This is a genomic window from Nonomuraea sp. NPDC004702, from assembly GCF_053601695.1.
This window is the reverse complement of record NZ_JBSGCE010000120.1, coordinates 1-16,711: the sequence shown is the minus strand read 5'-3', so window position 1 is coordinate 16,711 and position 16,711 is coordinate 1. Positions and strand designations below refer to the sequence as shown.

Below are 16,711 nucleotides of genomic sequence, written 5' to 3'. Positions count from 1 at the left end.
CACGTCTTCGCCGATGCCCGCCGCCGCGCACCGCGCGCGATCATCGGTCCAGGACTTGGGCAGATACAGTTCGGCGTCGATCAGCGCCCGCCCCATCGGGGAGGCGTAGGCCAGGAACACGCCCAGCTGGCAGTTCTCCACCCGGCCCGCGGTGCCGGAGTACTGGCGCTGCACCCCGGCCGACTTGTCGCCCTTCTTCGGGAACCCGCTCTCATCCACAATCAGCACGCCATCGCGGTGGCCGAGATGGTCCATCACGTATCCGCGCAGGTCAGCGCGCACCTCGCGGGGGTTCCAGCGGGCGCTGTTCAACAGGCGCTGCATGCGATCCGGGGCCGTGGCGAGTGGAACCGCGTAGGCAGGCGCGTGCCTACGTGATGGGATTGCTGGCGCCGATCGAGCGGAAGAACAGCTGGCAGCTGGCCGAGGCGGCCGGGGATACGAACCGGCCCGCTACTCGCCCGAACAGCGCGTCCAATCCTGACACCCACGATCGGAGATCATCAGCGGTTAACTCATCGAGCATGCCTCCAGACTACATCACAAAGCCTTGCTGTAGTACTAGGGCCTACTTGGCGCCCGGGCGCGCCGGCTTCGGGAGCGCCCCCAGCACGTTAGAGATCTCGTGAGACCAGCACATCCGGGTCATGGTCCGCGGACCACCTCGCCCAGCGCGGACCACAAGCCGAGCGCGCCTCCCCGACCGCGAGCACCGGCGCCCGCGTCCCGGCCGCCCGGGGTGGTGGTGTCGAGCGCCTCGTGCAGCGAGCGGAAGCCGATGCTGCGCTTGCGCAGCCCGGCCATGATCGTGATGAGGTCTTGGAGGGAGCGGCCGAGCCGGTCGAGCGAGGGCACCACGAGGGTGTCGCCGGCGCGTAGGTAGTCCAGAGCTTTCCAGAGTTCGTCGCGTTCGACGTTCTTGCCGGATTTCTTGTCGGCGAAGATCCGCAGGCAGCCCGCCTCGGTCAGGGCGGCCAGTTGCCGGTCCAGCAGCTGCCCAGCGGTGGAGACGCGGGCGTAACTGATCAGGGCGCCGGTGGCAAGCAGAGGCAGAAGTCGAAGGCCCGGCTGGAGCGGTTGCGGGAGCTGGAGGCGAGCCGCAGGGCGCCTCGCGGCGTCGGCGAGGCTGCCGTTATGGGTAGGGCGTTGCGCCTGTTGGTGACAATTGTCGACCGTTACCAGCTATCGCCTCGTACTTATACACTTACTCTAAGTGAGGGTCGTGAGCAAGGGAGCCCAAGTGGCCAAGCATGGCGGCAAGGGAAGAACCGACCGTCCCTACAACGATGACGAAGACAGCGGCAAAGCAGGCAGCACCGGAGATGGACTGCCACAGTCTCCAGGGGGCACGCACAGCAAAGACAAGGACCAGGACGACAAGTAGTGGACCTGTCCACGCACCTGGACCGGCTGATCGCCGCCCTCGACCTCGACGGCCGGGACGAGATCAGCCAGTCCATCGAGCGAGCCGTCCGCGCCGTGCCCCGCCACCAGTTCATCCCCGACGTGGGCTTGATCGAGCCCGTGGAAGGCACCAGGCGTCTGATCGACCGACAAGCCGACCCTGGTGCTTGGTACGAAGCCGTGTACGGCGACCACTACGTGGTCACGCAGCTCGATGACGGCAATAGCCCTCTGATCGGACTGGAGGGCGACTACACTTCGTCGGCGTCCCAGCCTGGCACCGTCGCCAGCCTGCTCAAGCACCTGGCGGTGGAGCCTGGCTGCAGCGTGCTGGAGATCGGCACTGGCACCGGGTACACCGCCGCGCTCCTGTCGCATCTGGCCGGGGCGCGGAACGTCGTCTCAATCGACGTGGACGCGTCGGTCGCTGTACAGGCCGCCAAGAATCTCGCCGCGGCCGGGGTGCGGCCGCATCTGGTCGTTGGTGACGGCGCGGGTGGCTGCCCCAAGTGGGCACCGTACGACCGGGTGCACGTCACGTGCGGTATCCGCGACATTCCGTACGCGTGGGTTGAGCAGTGCCGGCCCGGTGGTGTGATCGTGCTGCCGTGGCATCCAGGTTTTGGCGCCAGTCATCTCCTGCGCCTGGAGGTTCAGGAGGACGGCCGCGCCCGCGGCCGGGTGGTCGGCGGCGCCGCGTACATGATGATGCGCGCCCAGCGGATGCGCCCGGATGAGCAGCCCGAGCGCGAGGCGGAGCGGCGGCGCTACTGGACGGCGCTCGACCCTCGCGCCCTGGACGACCTGTCCGCGGGTGCGGACCTGGCCATCGCTGCCCAGACCGGCCTGCACTCCCACAGCAGGCGCGGCACCGACGACGACGGAGAATGGTTGCGCATGTGGGTGTCGGACCCTGACGAGCCACGCCAGTGGGCGGGCATCACATGGCGTCCCGGCCGCACCGCGCACTACGTCCACCAGGTGGGCGACCGGCCGGTGTGGGACGAGGTGCTCCAGGCGTACGCCCGATGGGTGGCCTGGGGCGAGCCTGATTGGCGCGAGTTCGGCGTCACCGTTGACAGGGACAGTACCAGCGTGTGGCTGCACACGCCCGACAACACCATCTGACGGTTACGTCACTCCCACGATGCCGCCTTGGTTCGAGCCCAAGCAGGACCATTCCTCGTTCCTGCGCTCACTGGCCTTCGTCCTCGGCGTTGGCGCGGAGGGCCGCATCATGCATGGCCTCCCCGCCCTTAGCTGCCACCGGTACAACCCATCCGCAGTCCGCGCCGTCCACGTCCATCACCAGGTTCTCCATCGTCTGGGGTGCCCAGTTCGTGCTCGGGAGAGGTGGTGGCCGCGCCCTGATGCACCTGGTGGTGCCCGGCGATGATGGCGAGGACGGTGTCGGCTTGCGAGTGGAAGGAAGTCAACCCAGCTGGTGGACGACCGTTCGCGCGCTGGGTCAAGACCAGCATTCTGCGGATCTCCCACATCGTGGATGGTGTCACCTTAATGACGAGCGCGGTGAGGGTCGCTTCCGAGACGTGGTGTAAAAGTGAACGAACGTAGGTTGCCGTGCTGAACCGTCCAAAGTTCGCACTACGCAAGGACTCACGCTCGTGGCACGCGCCACTACCGCCCGTTCAAGCCATCCGCGCCGAGATCGGCGCGCTGTTCTCCGAAGGCCGGGATCTGGTCGAGGTCATGGAATACGTCGCCCGCCTCGGCGCCCGCCTGATCATCCAGACCGCCATCGAGGCCGAGGTGGACGCGTTCCTCGGCCACGCCCGCTACCAGCGCGCCGCCGCTGTCACCGGCAGCGGCAAAGGCCGCGGTCCGGTCCGTATGTCGCGACGGGCACTGCCCGACCACCGTCAAGACCACCACCGGAGCCGTCACCATCGTCCGGCCGAAGCCGCGTGGCGCCACCGAGGCGTTCGCCTCCCGCCTGTTCGGCACCGGGGTAACCCGCACCAACGCACTGGAAACTCTGGTCATCGCCTCGTTCGTGCGCGGCCTGTTCGTACGGGATGTCGAAGGAGCACTGGCCGATGCCCTCGACCCCGAAGCGGCGCTGTCGAAGTCGACGGTTTCGACCATCCGCCAGGCGATCGTGGCCGAGTACGACGCCTGGTGCCGCCGCGACCTGACGAACGTCGAGCTGGACTACCTGTTCCTGGACGTCTCGCACTTCAAGACGCACGACGGGCATCGTGCCGAGCCGGTCCTCGCCGCCTGGGGCATCACAACCGAAGGCAAACCGGTCTTCATCGGCCTTAGCGCAGCCGCCGGCGAGTCGACCCGTGGCGGCCTTCATCAGCTCCCACAAGACCGATCATGGTGTGCCCCACGCGTTGACCTGCCGGGCCTTGGGCGTCTGGCAGTCCTGGTACTACAAGTGGCGCGATCGGGTGCCGACGGCGCGGCGGCAGCACCGCGCGGACTTGGAGGCGGTGATCGAGGCGACGTTCACCGCCTCGGGCGGCACCTACGGCAGCCCGCGCATCACCCGTGACCTGCACGAGGCGGGGTGGCGGGTATCGGAGAACACCGTCGCCGGGCGCATGGCCGAGCTCGGGTTAGCCGGCCGGGCGGCCAGGAGACGCCGGTCGCTGACCCGTCAGGGCAAACGGCCCGCCGCCCCTGAGCTGGTCAGCAGGAACTTCACCGCGGTGGCACCGGACGTGCTGTGGTGCGGCGACGTCACCGAGATGGCTACCGACGAGGGCAAGCTCTACCTGGCCATGGTCGAAGATTTGTTCTCCTGCCGACTACTCGGCTACGCCATGTCCGAGCATCACGACGCGGCGCTGACCATCGCCTCGCTGCAGACGGCCGCGGTCACCTGCGGCGGGACCGTCGAAGGGATGATCTTCCACACTGACCCCGAGGAATACAGCGCCGCCCGCTTCCAGGCCGCACGCCGGCACTGGGCGTCGTGCAGTCGATGGGCCGGGTCGGCTGCGCCCTGGACAACGCCGCCGAGTCGTTCAACTCCACCCTCAAAGTCGAATGCGTCCACCGGCGCCGCTTCGCCACGCGGGCCGAAGCCCGCCTGAAGATCGCCATCTGGATCGCCGACTTCTACAACATCCATCGCCCACACAGCGCCGCCGACGGGCTACCACCGATCGTCTACGAGCGGCAGATCGTGACCGCGCGAACAGCCAACAAGGCGAGGTCTCAGGAGACCATCGCCGCATAACCGAGTCTCCACACTTCCAGGGGATGGACAGGAGTGAGAACCCCTCGCGTATATAGAGCCCTGCACCATAGCCTGAGAATGTCTGGTCATCAGGAAGGGTGGGGATTTATGGATAACGGTACCAACAATCCCGGCGCGACGGTATTAACCGTGGGACAGAGAATCCGGCTGTGGCGGCAGCGGCGAGGGATGAGCCGCGAGACGCTGGCTGGCCTCGTAGGCAAGTCCGCTTCCTGGCTGAAGCAGGTGGAGTACGGGCAGCTACAGACAGAGCCGTCCCTGTCGCTTCTACTGCGGCTCTCTGACGCCCTTCACGTCCAGGACCTGGCGGAGCTGACCGGACAACAGTCCATGCCGGTCCGAATGTTCACGGGTCCAGGCCACCCGGCCCTCGGAGCCGTGAAGCGGGCCATCAACTCCAGTCTGCTCCTACAGCCGGCGGGCTCGGCCCAGCCCCTGGAAGCCCTGCGTGCACGACTGGACTCGGCATGGCGGACACGACACATCTCGCCGGATCATCGGACGGCGCTCGGGAAGATCCTGCCGGACCTGCTGCGCGATGGCCAGTACGCAGCCGGCACGTACAAGGGCGCCGAACAGCGCCGCGCCAAGGCGATGCTGGCCGAGATCTACGGCCTCACGCAGATGTTCGTGGCCTATCAGCCAGCAGCCGACCTTCTCTGGCGGGTCGCTGATCGGGCGCTTATGGCCGCGCAGGAGTCGGAAAACCCCATGGCACTGGCCTGTGCCATCTGGTTCCTCGCTCAGGCGCACCGCGACAACGGGGACTACGAGGCGGCCCACGACATCAACACCGAGGGCATGCTGGCCATTCATCCGCACATGGAGAATCCCAGCATAGATCTTCTGGCCATGTGGGGGGCGCTCTCGTTCGAGCTGGCCTACACCGCAGCGCGAAGCGGCGAGATCGCTGCTTCGTGGGGGCATTGGAGTGACGCGCAGCGCGTTGCCGATCGACTGCCCGCCGACTACTACCAGCCGTGGACGTCGTTCTCGCGCGTGATCATGCGGGCCCATGCCGTGACGGTCGCTGTAGAGCTCCACCAGGGCGGGGAGGCCGCGCGACAGGCCGACAACAGTGAGAGCGTCCCGATTCCCTCCCGGCCCCGTCGCGGCCGACACCTGATCGAGGTGGCACGGGCGCACCAGCTTCGGCGCGATTTCGATGCGGTGCTCGGCACGCTGCAGCTCGCGCAGCAAACTGCTCCGGAGACGATCAAGTACAACGGGTTCGCCAAGCGGATGACGCTTGACCTAATAGAAGACGGGCCATCGTACCTACGCGTACAGGCGCATCAATTGGCGGAACAGATTGGCCTTATGGCCTGACCTAAAGTAGGGGACAGATTCTCTGTCCATTACTCGCCAGTAGCCGCCCTACCGTCAGAGCCATGACACCTGCTGTGGCTATGAGTCAACTGGGGGTAGCACTAGCTGGGCACGGTGTCGGCACACGCGACGACCACGTGCGGGAGCACCGCTGCTACAGCATCCTGACCATCGGCGAGACCGGCGAAGTCTCGCGCGGGTCCGAAATGTTCCGGCGGTACGAAGGATCTTCGTGGAAGTGGGATCCCATCGATGGCCCTGCGGATGGCGCCGAGCGTCTAGCAACCGTCCTCTTGGGAGCGGGCGGCTCCACCAGGCTTAGGGGCTGCTCGACAGGCTGCAGTGCGCTCACGCCGTTGCAGATCCTGGCGACGCGAGGTCCACGCCGATGACGCACAGCCACGCCGAGTCCGCTCCCTTCGTCGCGCCGCCACCCACTGTGAGCCGTGTCTATGACCGTTCCCTGGGCGGAAAGACCACCTGTGACGCGACGAGGAACTCGCCAAGGCGCTCCGGGAAATCGTCCCACCCGTGGGGAGGTCATGCGGTACAACCGGATCTTCATCCGCCGGGCGGTCAAATACCTGGTCGGCCAGCGGGGCGTCCGCCAGATCATCGACCTGGGATGCGGATACTCCGACTCACCGGACGTGTTCGCGATCGCCAAGAGTGTCACGTCAGCGATGCGCGTGGTCGCCAAGGACAACGATTCGAAAGTGGCCTCGCACGCCTGGGTCCACTTCCGGGCTCACGGCGTCCGCAGCATGGGACGCCTTGCTCAACATCGAAGAGCTGGCCGAGTTGATCGACCCGCACCAACCCACCGCCATCACCGCCGCCGCAGTGATGCACCTCGCCGACTACGGCGAGGCCGCCTACGCGCTACAACTGCTCGCAAACCGGCTGGCGCCTGGGACCTGGCTCGCGCTGCCCCATGTCCTCGCAGACGGTCCCGACCCGGACAAGAAAGTCTTGAATGCCAGCGTCTACACCAGCAGCACCCGGGCGTCGACTGCTGCCTGCGCACCATGGAGCCGACGCGGGCGATGCTCGGCAGCGGCTGGCAGCTACAGGAGGCCGGCAAAACCTTCGCGGTCCTCCCAGACCGTCCAGCGCGGCTGCGTCCCTGGGTTCGGCGGCTGATCGCCGCAGCGTCCCTCCCTAGGCATGGGCCCGGCTTCTCCTACGAGGCAGAGACCGACACCGCAATGAGTTCGCCGGCGCTCGCGAGATGGGCCAGTTCCTTCGGGCCTGTCTCACGAGCGCCCTTCGCCCACTCTTGAACGAAGGGAAACAGATGACAGAGCAGAACGGCTCCTCCGACGTTCTCGCCGTGCGTGGCGGGCGTACCCTGTCGGGAACAGTGTCGGTGGATGGGTCAAAGAACGCGGCCTTGCCTCTAGTTGCTGCCGCCGCTGTCCTAGGCCGGGCTGTCACCCTGGAGAATCTCCCGGACTCCAGCGACGTCAGGGCGATGTGCGCACTCGTCAAGGCCGCCGGCTACGAGGGGGGGCCGTCGCACGGCAAGACGAGCACGTGGCGTGTCTTCCCCGCGCCGGCCTTGGCAGCGCGTCCCGATCGGGAGTTAGCGGCCAGCATCCGCGCCTCCTACTACCTGCCGCCGGCCCTGCTCGTCCACGGCGTGGCCGAGCTGCCATGGCCTGGAGGATGCAACATCGGCGATCGCGGTATGGACCTTCACTTTGACGTGTACAAGGCCTTCGGGGACACCGTGGAGACGAACGATCATGGCTATCGGATCACTCCCGCCGCCTCACAACTGTCCACACCGGTGGAGCTGACATTGCCGTTTCCCAGCCGCGGGACAACCGTGGTGGCGTTGCTGCGCGCGGTCGCGGGCCACCGCCCTCTCGTGCTGCGTAACCCCAGCCCGTCGCCAGAGGTGACCGGACTGATCCAGGCGTTGACTGACTCCGGCCACCACGCTACCTACCAGCCGGATGGCACGCTGACCTTCACGCCATGCGTGGCCCGCGCGGCAACCTGGCAGGTGCCGGGCGACAAGGTCGAGGCCGCCACGCTGCTGTGCGCGTTGGCCATCACCGGGGGGCACGGCCGCATCGTTGGCGTCAACCCTGACCACCTGAGGTCGCTGATCGAGCTGCTGACCAAGGTGGGCTTCCCGGTGAACCCGATCGACGACGGCGTCGAGTTGACAGCGAACGTCCAGCTGACCGGGACACCCATCAACGCGTTCGGGACCCAGGCGTCCCTGGCCGCCGCCGACTGGCTCGACGCGGACTTCGAGCCACCGCTCATGGCCTTGGCTTTGACCCTGCCCGGCGTCCATGGCTTCGCTGACGAGATCAACCCTGGGCGGCACGGCAACCTCCTGCCCCAGCTTCGCCGCCTGGGCGCCGACATCATCGAGGAGTCGGCCACAGCCTGCCGAGTGAGCGGCCCACAGCAACTGAGGGGCGCGCGGGTGGAAGCCGTCGATATCCGTACCGGCTCTGCCCTACTCCTCGCCGGCCTCGGCGCCGAAGGCACCACAGTGGTGGCTGGACTGGCACAGCTCCGGCGCGGGCACGCCGACCTGCCGAGCAAGCTCCGCGCGCTGGGTGCCGACATCGTCACCGGACCCACCAGGGCGGACTGAACCATGGCGAGTATCCAGATCACTGCCCACGCCGACATGCGCTCGGTGGAGGCGATCCTGGCCACCACCGATGTGCATTCGGCGCTGGAGGACCCACTACCGTTGCTGGGGCATCTACACCGGGTACGGCCGACGACCCTGGTGGTTGACTGCGGCGACTTCTTCGAGGGCAGCGGCTACTACCTTCTGGCCGGTGGCGCGCTGGAACGGCGGATCCTGGCACGCCTGTATGACGTACTCGCCCCGGGAAACCACGGCTTCCGCTTCCACCTTCGGCCGGACCTGCGCCCGCTCACCGTGTGCGCAAATTTGGTCGGCTCTGCAGGGCAGCCGCTATTTCGCCCCCTGCGGTGGGCGCGCGTAGCTGGACGCCTCGTCGCGATCACCGCAGTGCTCGGACGGCAGGCATTCGACTGCCTGCCGCCCGCCGACCGCGCCGGCGTCGGCTTCGTCGATCCGGCCGCCGCCCTGCGCGACCTCGCCATCGCGCACCAAGCCGATGCGTGGGTCGTGCTCAGCCACTCCGGCTACGAGCACGACATGGCCTTAGCTCAGGAGTGCCCGCATGTGGATGTGTTCTTCTCGGGGCACTGCCACAGCGACCACCACCGACCCGTTCTGGTCGGCGACACGGTGATCGTCAAGGGGTTCGAGTTGGGCGCCGGGTATGCGAGCGCCACGCCAGAAGCCTCGCACTGGCGCGCCAGCGTCAACCACTTCCCCCCGGCCGACGAGATTCCCAGCCAGCTAAGCGAGGTGATGCAGCAGATCGGCATGATCCGTAGCCGTCTGCAAAGCCCGCTCGGCTTCCTGGCTCCGCGCTTCCAGCACGGGCCGGTGAACCTGGCCGGCCTGCTGACGGCGGTCGCCGCCGAGCTGCGTGAGCCAGAGGTGGATGCGGTGGTACTGAACCAGACCAGCCTGCGAGCGACTGACTTGAGCGAGCACCTGGCCTTGGGTGACCTGCTGCACATCGAACCCTTCAGCAACCGCCTGGTCGCCGCCGACGTACCTGCCGTGTTCGCCGACAACCCCAGGGCGCTGCTGGCTGTCCTCACCGAGAGCATGGGCCCGATCATCATCGCGCCCGACCCGCTGCCCCGCCGACTGCGCCGGATCATCACCACTGGCTATGTAGCCGCCACCTTCCTGGACACCCCTCACGCGACTGACCGGGGGCCACTGGCTGAGATCATCCAGCGGTTGATGGTCAGACCCGCCGACCGACAAGGAGACCTCCCGTGATCCTCACCGGGCCGGAGATCACTGCGGCCGTTGCCGACCGTCGTCTACGCATCGACCCCTTCGATGACGGCCAGGTTAACCCGAACAGCTACAACGTTCGCCTGGGCGACACCCTGCGGACCTACACCGGCCCCGTCCTCGACGCCTACTGCCCCAACGAGACCCGGGAGCACCACATCGGGCCCGGCGGCTTCGTGCTGCAGCCAGGCGAGCTGTACCTGGGCCACACCGAGGAGAAGGTCGGTAGCGACGCCTTCGTGCCGCTACTGTTCGGCCGCTCCTCGGTAGGGCGCCTCGGCTTGTTCGTGGAGATCACCGCACCGATCGGTGATATCGGCTTCTACGGCCAGTGGACGCTGATGCTCTCGCCGGTCCGGTCGCTGCGCGTCTATGCCGGGATGAAGATAGGCCAGATCATGTTCGTCTTGTCCATTGGCCCCGTTGACCTCTACCGCGGCAAGTACCAGGCGTCAGATGGGCCGCAGCCCTCTCGGCTCTGGCACGACAGCCGTCAGCGCGTTGAGGCGTCAACGTGATCCTCACCAGCAGGGCGATCGCCGCCGCGATCAGCGCCGGCGAGATCATCATCGCGCCTTTCGAGCACTCTCGCCTGTCGCCCAACGCCTATGACTGGCGCCTTGGCGAGCACCTGCGCGTGTGCGAGGACGAGCTCGACGCCGCCGCCCCCAGCGAATTCCCGGAGATCACCATCCCGGACGAGGGAACCGTGCTACAGCCAGGCGTGCTCTACCTCGGCCACACCCTCGAACGGACCGCCTCTGAACGATACGTCCAGCTTCTCAACGGCGACCGCTCCATCGGCACACTGGGCATCTGGGTCCACATCTCCGCGCCGCTCGGCCACGCCGGGCACGCCATCCGGTGGACTTTGGAGATCCGGGTGGCCCGCCCCGTACGCGTCTACCGTGGGATGACCTTCGGCAAGTTGATCTTCGCACAAACCTTCGGTGCTCCCTGCAGCTACCAGGAACTCGGCCGCAAGTACACCAGCTCGGCAGGCATCGACATCTCCCGCCTCTATGAAGAGATCGGATCCCAATGATCGACCCCATCGCGCAGGCGCTCACCCTGACCGCGCTCGACATGCCGGCCGGTAGCCCCGGCGGCAGCATCGAACTGCTCTACGACCTCTATACCGGCCCCAGCCCGCTGATCGACGCCCAGGTCTTCATGCTGGCCGCCAATGAGCCGCACAGCCACCTGCCAACCGGCGTCCGGACAGTGAGGGCTCCCGGTAAGTGCGTGGACGGCGACCCGTTCTGGGCATACGTCGAACGGCTGCGCGAGGAGCTGAACAAGGTGATCGACCCGGCTCGGATCGAGGTGGTCCACCTGCAGCACTTGGCCTTCGGCGCGAGCGCGGCCCTGACCCGGCTTTTGCCACGCCACCCGACCCTGGCCCTGGTTCACGGAACGGACCTGTTGTTCGCCACCGACCATCCCACTCAGCGTCGTGTGCTCGCAGAGACCGTGGCCGCAAGCCGCGCCATCGTCGTGCCCACCACCGCCATGGCCGACCGGCTTTACAACCTGCACGAGCAGGCTCGCAAGGTCAAAATCGTTCACATTCCCTGGGGCATCCCTGATCGGCTGCTGAACACCAAGCCCCTGCCTCGCCAACCCCACCAAGGCCCTCTGCGCGTGCTCTACGCAGGACGGCTCACCGCAGAGAAGGGCCTCGATCGCGTCCTGCCCTCGCTCGCCAACATGGACGAGATTCGCTTGTCCGTCGCCGCTCCATATGAGCAGTACGCCGGAGGAGATCGTTCCGCCTACCGCCACACCTACCTGGGCTGGCTACCCCGCAAAAGGTTGTGGGAGGCGTTCGCCGATCACGACCTGCTCATCGTGCCGTCCACCACCCTGGAGGCGTTTGGCCTGGTCGCTATCGAGGCTCAGGCGTGCGGGCTGCCGGTGCTCTATCAGCCCGTGCCCGGCCTGGAGGAGGTCCTGGGCGACTCAGCACTCCGAACCAACCTGGGCGACCCTTCAGCCCTGATCAGGGTACTCAAGGAGCTACAAGCTGATCCGGCGATCCTCGATGACGTACGTGAGACCGGCCTGCGCAACGCCGCACGCTTCCCTCTGTCCGCCACTGCGAGCGCGCTGGCCAGGCTTAGCCAGGAGATCGCCTGACGCGATCACAGTACGTCAGCGGGGCCCAGGCGTCCTCACTACGCTGGCCACGACGCACTCGTCCAGACGAGGGAAGGGACGAAGGCAGACACCCACGAATCGATCACCCAGCTACTGGAAAATGGGGTGCGAAAGCGGGTGTTCCTGGGGCCGTTTGGGCGATCGGCGACGCAGACACCACACTCGACAGCGGCGCCTGTGGGACGACTGCTCCGGGCCAGGCAGCGCGCTGGCCATGTTCGACCTGCCGTTCGTGATGATCGGCCGGGGCAAGCTCTCCGTGGAGCCACTGTCGGCCCTGGTCTGGGACGAGGCCACCCAGCTCAGGTACGGCTCGGCCGCCGCCTACGGGATCGCGCTCATCTCATACGTGGCCGTGGTGGTGTTCGTCTTCGTCCGCCTGCTTGGCGCCGACCTGCTCGCCGACGCACGATCAAGGAAGAGGACGGCATGAAGAGGGCCTTGGGTGCCGGGCTCGTCGTAGTGTACTGTCTGGCGCCGTTCTACTGGATGGCCGTCTCCAGCCCGCGGCGCACCGGCGACATCTTCTCCACCACGCCCTGGCCGTCGCCGCCGTCGCTGGAGAACCACGCCGCGGTGTTTGCGGTCGTGGTGCTGCGCGGCGAGGACACCTTGCCAGATCGCGAGCGACCGGTCGCCGCCAGCCGACGCGCGGGCCCACATCAGCGCGTCCTGGGCGGGTTCGTCCAGCAGGGCCGCCCGGTCCAGCCGGGCCAGGGGCAGCGCGTCCGGGGGCAGGCAGATGATGATGCGCTCCAGGCCGGGCTCGGCTCGCGCGCACAGCAGGGTGTAGGCCAGGTCGTCCTCGCCGCCGCCGACCGGGTCCACGTAGGTGATGGCGGGCACGGCCGGCAGCCCCTGCACGACATCGCCACGCTGCGCCGCCTCGCCCAGGTCCTGGCCCTCCCCTGCCAGTGGCTGGGCCTGGCCGAAGAACCAGCCCCCGGCAACTCGCCCACCCGCACCGTCCGCGCGTTCCCACCCGCTGCCGCGAACCCAGCGATTAGGGTGGATCCTTCAGCGGCAGGGGAGGAACACAACGTGAAGCGCCGTCACTTCCTCGCCAGCGTGGCGCCCGCGCTGTTGAGCGCCACCGCCTCCGAAACGGTCAGCGACACCATCACCGCACGCCTGGAACGGTTCCTGACCGACCCCAGCACGGCCGCGCCCACCAGCCTGGCCACCCTGAACGCCCAGCTCGGACGGGCCCGCGCGGCGCTCGCCGCCACCAGCTACGGCGCGGTGTCGCTCATGCTGCCGCCCCTCATCCAGGCCGCCGAGGCCACCGCCGTCGACGCTACCGGCCGTCTCCGGGACCAGGCGCACGCGCTGCTCGCCGACGCCTACGTCCTGGCCGCCATGCTGGCCACCAAGGCCCACACCGACGCCGTGGCGTGGGCCGCCGCCGACCGCGCCCTGCGCGCCGCCCGCACCTCCGGCGACGTGCTGGCCGTCGCGGGCGCGGCCCGGGAGGTGGCGATCGCCATGCGCCGGCAGGGACGCCACGCCAGCGCGACCGCCCTGCTGGCCGAGACCGCGGCCCGCCTGGACGCCGGCACCGGCCAGACCGACCCCACCGTGCTGGCCCGCTACGTCAACCTGCTCTGCACCGCCGCCTACGCCAGCGCCCAGGCCGACAAGCCCCATGACGCCGAGACCTTCGTCAGCGAGGCCGAACTCGCCGCCCGCCGGATCAGCGCGTCGCCGCCCGCCCTCGGCATCCCCACGGGCGCCACGGTGGCCGCCTACCGGATCAGCATCCACAACGCCCTGGGTGACCCGGGCCAGTCTCTGACGGTGGCGCGGACGGTGGACCCTGGCCAATTGCCGACCTCCGAACGGTACGCGAGGTACTGCATCGACACCGCCCGCGCGTGGGACGCCTTCGGGGCCCGCGACCGCGCCGTCGACGCGCTGCTGGCGGCCGAGCGTGCAGCGCCGGAGGAGGTCCGCCGGCCATCGGTCACCGCGTTCATCTCCGCGATGCGGTACCAGCCCGGACGCGTCCCCCATCTGCTGCATGAGCTGGCAGCGCGCACGCAGAGCGCCTAAAGGGTGTTGCAGAAATCCGTGAGCGGGCAGGTCAGGGCGGTTCTGCGGCGATCGTGCTCATGCCGTGAGGGCGAGGTTGTGCATGTGTGCGACGGCTTGGATGGCGTGGTGGAGACCGGTTCCCTTCTGTCGGCAGTCGCGCAAGATCTTGTAGTTCTTCATCCGGGCGAAGGTGTGCTCGATGCGAGCGCGGACGCGCCGGTGTTCGGCGTTGTCGTCCTCCTGTGCCCGTAGCAGAGCTCTTCCTGCCCGTCTTCGGTGCGGGACGACGAGGCCGGTGTTGAGGTAGGCGCCGTCGGCCGGGGTCGTGACGCCCTCACATAGGGCTGGCAGGCCGGAGTCCCGCCATGCGTGCGCGTCGGCCTTGTTGCCTGGTGCCGGTTGGCCTGTCGCCACCACGAGCCGGGTGTCGGCATCGATGATGACCCGCACGTTCGCGGAGAACCGGTAATTCCGGCTGGAAGCGCCGACGCCGCGGTCACGCACCGGGATCAGAGTGCCGTCCACGATCCACAGCCGCTCCGCAGCGTCGGCCGGCCGCTGTGCGGGGCGTAGAGCCAGCAACGGGCCCAGGCGCTGGATGATCCGGCACACGGTGGCCGGGCAGATCCCGAACAACGGCGCCAACTGCCGCATCGTGAGATTGGTGCGGTAGTAGACGGCCACCAGTAGCACCCGCTCCGGCAGAGCAAGACACCAAGGACGCCCTCTGCCGCGTCCTTTGCCGGGGCCCTCGCCGCCGCGCTCCCGCACCACCCGCAGCAATCGCTGGAACTGGCCCATTCGCAGCCCAGTGAACGTCTCCACCCACAAGGGATCAGCCCGTAACACCCCACCCATACACGGAAGATGCCCGCTCAACTACATTCTGCAACACCCTTTAGCTTGTTCTTTATCGTCCGGATTGTTGTAGTGCTGCCAGGGTGCCGCCGCGTTTGACGGTCTTGCCGACGTCGTAGCGGGGTGCGGGCCGGCGGTTGGGGATGCCGGGTGGGCGTCCGGGGCCGGGTCTGGAGGGTTTGGGTGCACTGGCCGGTAGGGCGAGTGCGGGACGCGGGTTCCGAAACCCGCGCCGGACCCGAGCGGGAGTGAGCTGCCCCGGGCAGGCCGGTTTCTCCCACGGATGACGGGGGTCCTCGGTCAGACGGCGCGCCAGGCGCAGCTGGGTGTGAACGATGACCAGCAGCCAGGTCCAGCGGTCGGCGGCTTGGGCGGCGCGCGGCTTGGGCCGGGTCCAGCCGAGGGTCTGCTTCCAGAAGCGGTAGGTGTGCTCCAGATCGAATCCGCGCGGGAACGCCTGCCACCAGCGGTCCACGTCCGCGCCGGTGGCGCCGGTCTTGGAGGACCACAGCCAGACCGGTGGGGCGTCACGGTCGCCGGGCAGGTGCTCGACCTTCAGCCGGATCAGGGTGCCCTCGATGATGGGCAGCTCACCCTCGTGATCGAGCCAGGCCGCGCGGTGGGTGAGGCGGGGGTGCAGCCTGTCCCAGGCGCTGGTCTCGGCCTTGCCGTAGTGGGTGGTGTCGGTGACCGTGGTCACCGCGGCCTCGGGCCAGGTGGCGGGGTCGGCCAAGGCGAACTCGCCGCCGTGCTTGGGCGGCCGGCCGCCCTTGGGGTCATAGCGTCGCGGTGGGGCGGGCAGACGCAGCACCCGGTCGGAACGGATACGGCCCAGCAGTTCGACGGGCAGGTCACGCAGGACGTAGGCCAGGCGGGTGATGTCGTAGCCGGCGTCGGTCACGATGAGCACGTCCGGATCGCCGCCGCTCCACTGGCCGGCGGCGATCAGCCGCTCGATGACCCCTCGCAGTTGGGCGGCGGTGACGGCGGTGGCGTCATCGGCCGGTCCCAGCCGCGCCACATCCAGCGGCGCCGTCCACGAACTGCGGCCCATCTCCAGCGCTGCCACGAACGAGTACGGCCAGCCCGGGATGAACCGCGAGGCGCTCTTGGCCCGGCCATACACGTGACAAAACAGCCGCTCGGCCGAGCGGGCGGCGTCCGAACGCGGCCACGGGGACACATCCACCGCCAGCACGATCCGCCCGTCCGGCCAGCGCGGTAACGGCAGCCTGGCCAGCACCTCACGCAGCTGTTCCACGTCGATCCGCCCGTGGTTGAGCCCGCCGTACAAGGCGCCGTGCCCGCGCCGGTACTCGGGCGACAAGGTCAAATCCACCGGCGAGCGCACCGGCCCCGGCTCGCACAACAGCGCGTCGGCCAGCTCGAACAACGCATCAGCCCGCGCCTTGAGTCAGGCGTAGACGTCGTTCCGGAATCGGGACAACACCCTGGAGGACTCGACACAGGCGGCATCGTTCAGCAGACTCACCCTCACGGCCTTGTAGCGATCACAAGCGACTCGACACCGCACATGATCACTCAAGGCCGTCTTGCTGTCCGCGAAACGATCAACCCGCCGCTCAGCACAACAATCCGGACGATAAAGAACAAGTTTAGGCCGTGTTTCATAAGGCATTGAGCCACTGGTTGATCGCGGCGATGATGACGACGGCTTCGTAGCGTACGGCGAGTTTGTCGTAGCGGGTTGCCATGCCGCGGTTGCCTTTGAGCAGGTTGATGCCGCATTCCACGGCATGGCGCAGCCGGTAGATCGTGGGGTCGAAGGCGGGTGGGCGGCCTCCCTTCGA

General features: G+C 67.9%; 16 protein-coding genes and 4 pseudogenes. 15 read left to right on the top strand and 5 right to left on the bottom strand.

Features of this window, described 5'->3' with window-relative positions:
* Together ACWEJ6_RS51835 and ACWEJ6_RS51830 are read right to left on the bottom strand one after the other, a co-directional pair.
* Positions 1-336, bottom strand: a pseudogene (locus ACWEJ6_RS51835) (IS701 family transposase); the annotation flags it as partial.
* Between the two features lie 309 nt (positions 337-645).
* Positions 646-1,026: a recombinase family protein gene (locus tag ACWEJ6_RS51830; protein ID WP_452433002.1), complete on the bottom strand. Its 381-nt coding sequence runs from the start codon at positions 1,024-1,026 to the stop codon at positions 646-648.
* 214 nt (positions 1,027-1,240) lie between these two features.
* Here ACWEJ6_RS51830 and ACWEJ6_RS51825 point away from each other — a divergent pair, with 214 nt between their 5' ends.
* From ACWEJ6_RS51825 to ACWEJ6_RS51755, 15 genes and pseudogenes are all read left to right on the top strand, one after another.
* Positions 1,241-1,384: a hypothetical protein gene (locus ACWEJ6_RS51825; protein WP_452432998.1), complete on the top strand. Its 144-nt coding sequence runs from the start codon at positions 1,241-1,243 to the stop codon at positions 1,382-1,384.
* A complete protein-coding gene (locus tag ACWEJ6_RS51820) occupies positions 1,384-2,532 on the top strand; it encodes a methyltransferase domain-containing protein (RefSeq protein ID WP_452432997.1) in 1,149 nt (382 codons plus the stop codon). Before ACWEJ6_RS51825 ends, ACWEJ6_RS51820 begins: the two co-directional genes overlap by 1 nt.
* Before the next feature lie 456 nt (positions 2,533-2,988).
* Positions 2,989-3,712: pseudogene (locus ACWEJ6_RS51815) on the top strand (transposase); the annotation flags it as partial.
* Between the two features lie 151 nt (positions 3,713-3,863).
* Positions 3,864-4,469: an IS3 family transposase gene (locus ACWEJ6_RS51810; protein WP_452433000.1), complete on the top strand. Its 606-nt coding sequence runs from the start codon at positions 3,864-3,866 to the stop codon at positions 4,467-4,469.
* Positions 4,358-4,615 (top strand): integrase core domain-containing protein, encoded by a 258-nt coding sequence (locus tag ACWEJ6_RS51805; protein ID WP_452432996.1) that lies wholly within the window; start codon positions 4,358-4,360, stop codon positions 4,613-4,615. Before ACWEJ6_RS51810 ends, ACWEJ6_RS51805 begins: the two co-directional genes overlap by 112 nt.
* A gap of 108 nt (positions 4,616-4,723) precedes the next feature.
* Complete coding sequence (locus tag ACWEJ6_RS51800; protein ID WP_452432994.1) at positions 4,724-5,965, top strand: helix-turn-helix domain-containing protein; 1,242 nt, start codon at positions 4,724-4,726, stop codon at positions 5,963-5,965.
* 452 nt (positions 5,966-6,417) lie between these two features.
* Positions 6,418-6,684: pseudogene (locus ACWEJ6_RS51795) on the top strand (SAM-dependent methyltransferase); the annotation flags it as partial.
* 55 nt (positions 6,685-6,739) lie between these two features.
* Positions 6,740-7,108: an SAM-dependent methyltransferase gene (locus ACWEJ6_RS51790; RefSeq protein ID WP_452433003.1), complete on the top strand. Its 369-nt coding sequence runs from the start codon at positions 6,740-6,742 to the stop codon at positions 7,106-7,108.
* Positions 7,109-7,262: 154 nt separating this feature from the next.
* The gene (locus tag ACWEJ6_RS51785) at positions 7,263-8,585 is read left to right on the top strand and encodes a hypothetical protein (protein ID WP_452432993.1); all 1,323 of its coding nucleotides are present in this window, start codon (positions 7,263-7,265) and stop codon (positions 8,583-8,585) included.
* Positions 8,586-8,588: 3 nt separating this feature from the next.
* The gene (locus tag ACWEJ6_RS51780) at positions 8,589-9,830 is read left to right on the top strand and encodes a metallophosphoesterase (protein WP_452432992.1); all 1,242 of its coding nucleotides are present in this window, start codon (positions 8,589-8,591) and stop codon (positions 9,828-9,830) included.
* Positions 9,827-10,366, top strand: a complete 540-nt coding sequence (gene dcd, locus ACWEJ6_RS51775) for a dCTP deaminase (protein ID WP_452432990.1) — start codon at positions 9,827-9,829, stop codon at positions 10,364-10,366. The genes ACWEJ6_RS51780 and dcd overlap by 4 nt, the downstream gene beginning before the upstream one ends.
* Positions 10,363-10,893, top strand: a complete 531-nt coding sequence (locus tag ACWEJ6_RS51770) for a dCTP deaminase (protein WP_452432989.1) — start codon at positions 10,363-10,365, stop codon at positions 10,891-10,893. The genes dcd and ACWEJ6_RS51770 overlap by 4 nt, the downstream gene beginning before the upstream one ends.
* Positions 10,890-11,987 carry a glycosyltransferase family 4 protein gene (locus ACWEJ6_RS51765; RefSeq protein WP_452432987.1) on the top strand — a complete coding sequence of 366 codons (1,098 nt, stop codon included), beginning with the start codon at positions 10,890-10,892 and terminating at the stop codon, positions 11,985-11,987. The genes ACWEJ6_RS51770 and ACWEJ6_RS51765 overlap by 4 nt, the downstream gene beginning before the upstream one ends.
* A 235-nt stretch (positions 11,988-12,222) precedes the next feature.
* Complete coding sequence (locus tag ACWEJ6_RS51760; RefSeq protein ID WP_452432986.1) at positions 12,223-12,441, top strand: hypothetical protein; 219 nt, start codon at positions 12,223-12,225, stop codon at positions 12,439-12,441.
* Positions 12,438-14,060 (top strand): hypothetical protein, encoded by a 1,623-nt coding sequence (locus ACWEJ6_RS51755; RefSeq protein WP_452432985.1) that lies wholly within the window; start codon positions 12,438-12,440, stop codon positions 14,058-14,060. Before ACWEJ6_RS51760 ends, ACWEJ6_RS51755 begins: the two co-directional genes overlap by 4 nt.
* 57 nt (positions 14,061-14,117) lie before the next feature.
* Here ACWEJ6_RS51755 and ACWEJ6_RS51750 read toward each other — a convergent pair whose 3' ends face one another.
* The 3 genes and pseudogenes from ACWEJ6_RS51750 to ACWEJ6_RS51740 form a co-directional block, all read right to left on the bottom strand.
* A complete protein-coding gene (locus tag ACWEJ6_RS51750; RefSeq protein WP_452432984.1) occupies positions 14,118-14,900 on the bottom strand; it encodes a transposase family protein in 783 nt (260 codons plus the stop codon).
* Positions 14,901-14,952: 52 nt separating this feature from the next.
* Complete coding sequence (locus ACWEJ6_RS51745; protein ID WP_452432982.1) at positions 14,953-16,293, bottom strand: NF041680 family putative transposase; 1,341 nt, start codon at positions 16,291-16,293, stop codon at positions 14,953-14,955.
* Positions 16,294-16,528: 235 nt separating this feature from the next.
* Positions 16,529-16,711: pseudogene (locus ACWEJ6_RS51740) on the bottom strand (IS5-like element ISDge16 family transposase); the annotation flags it as partial.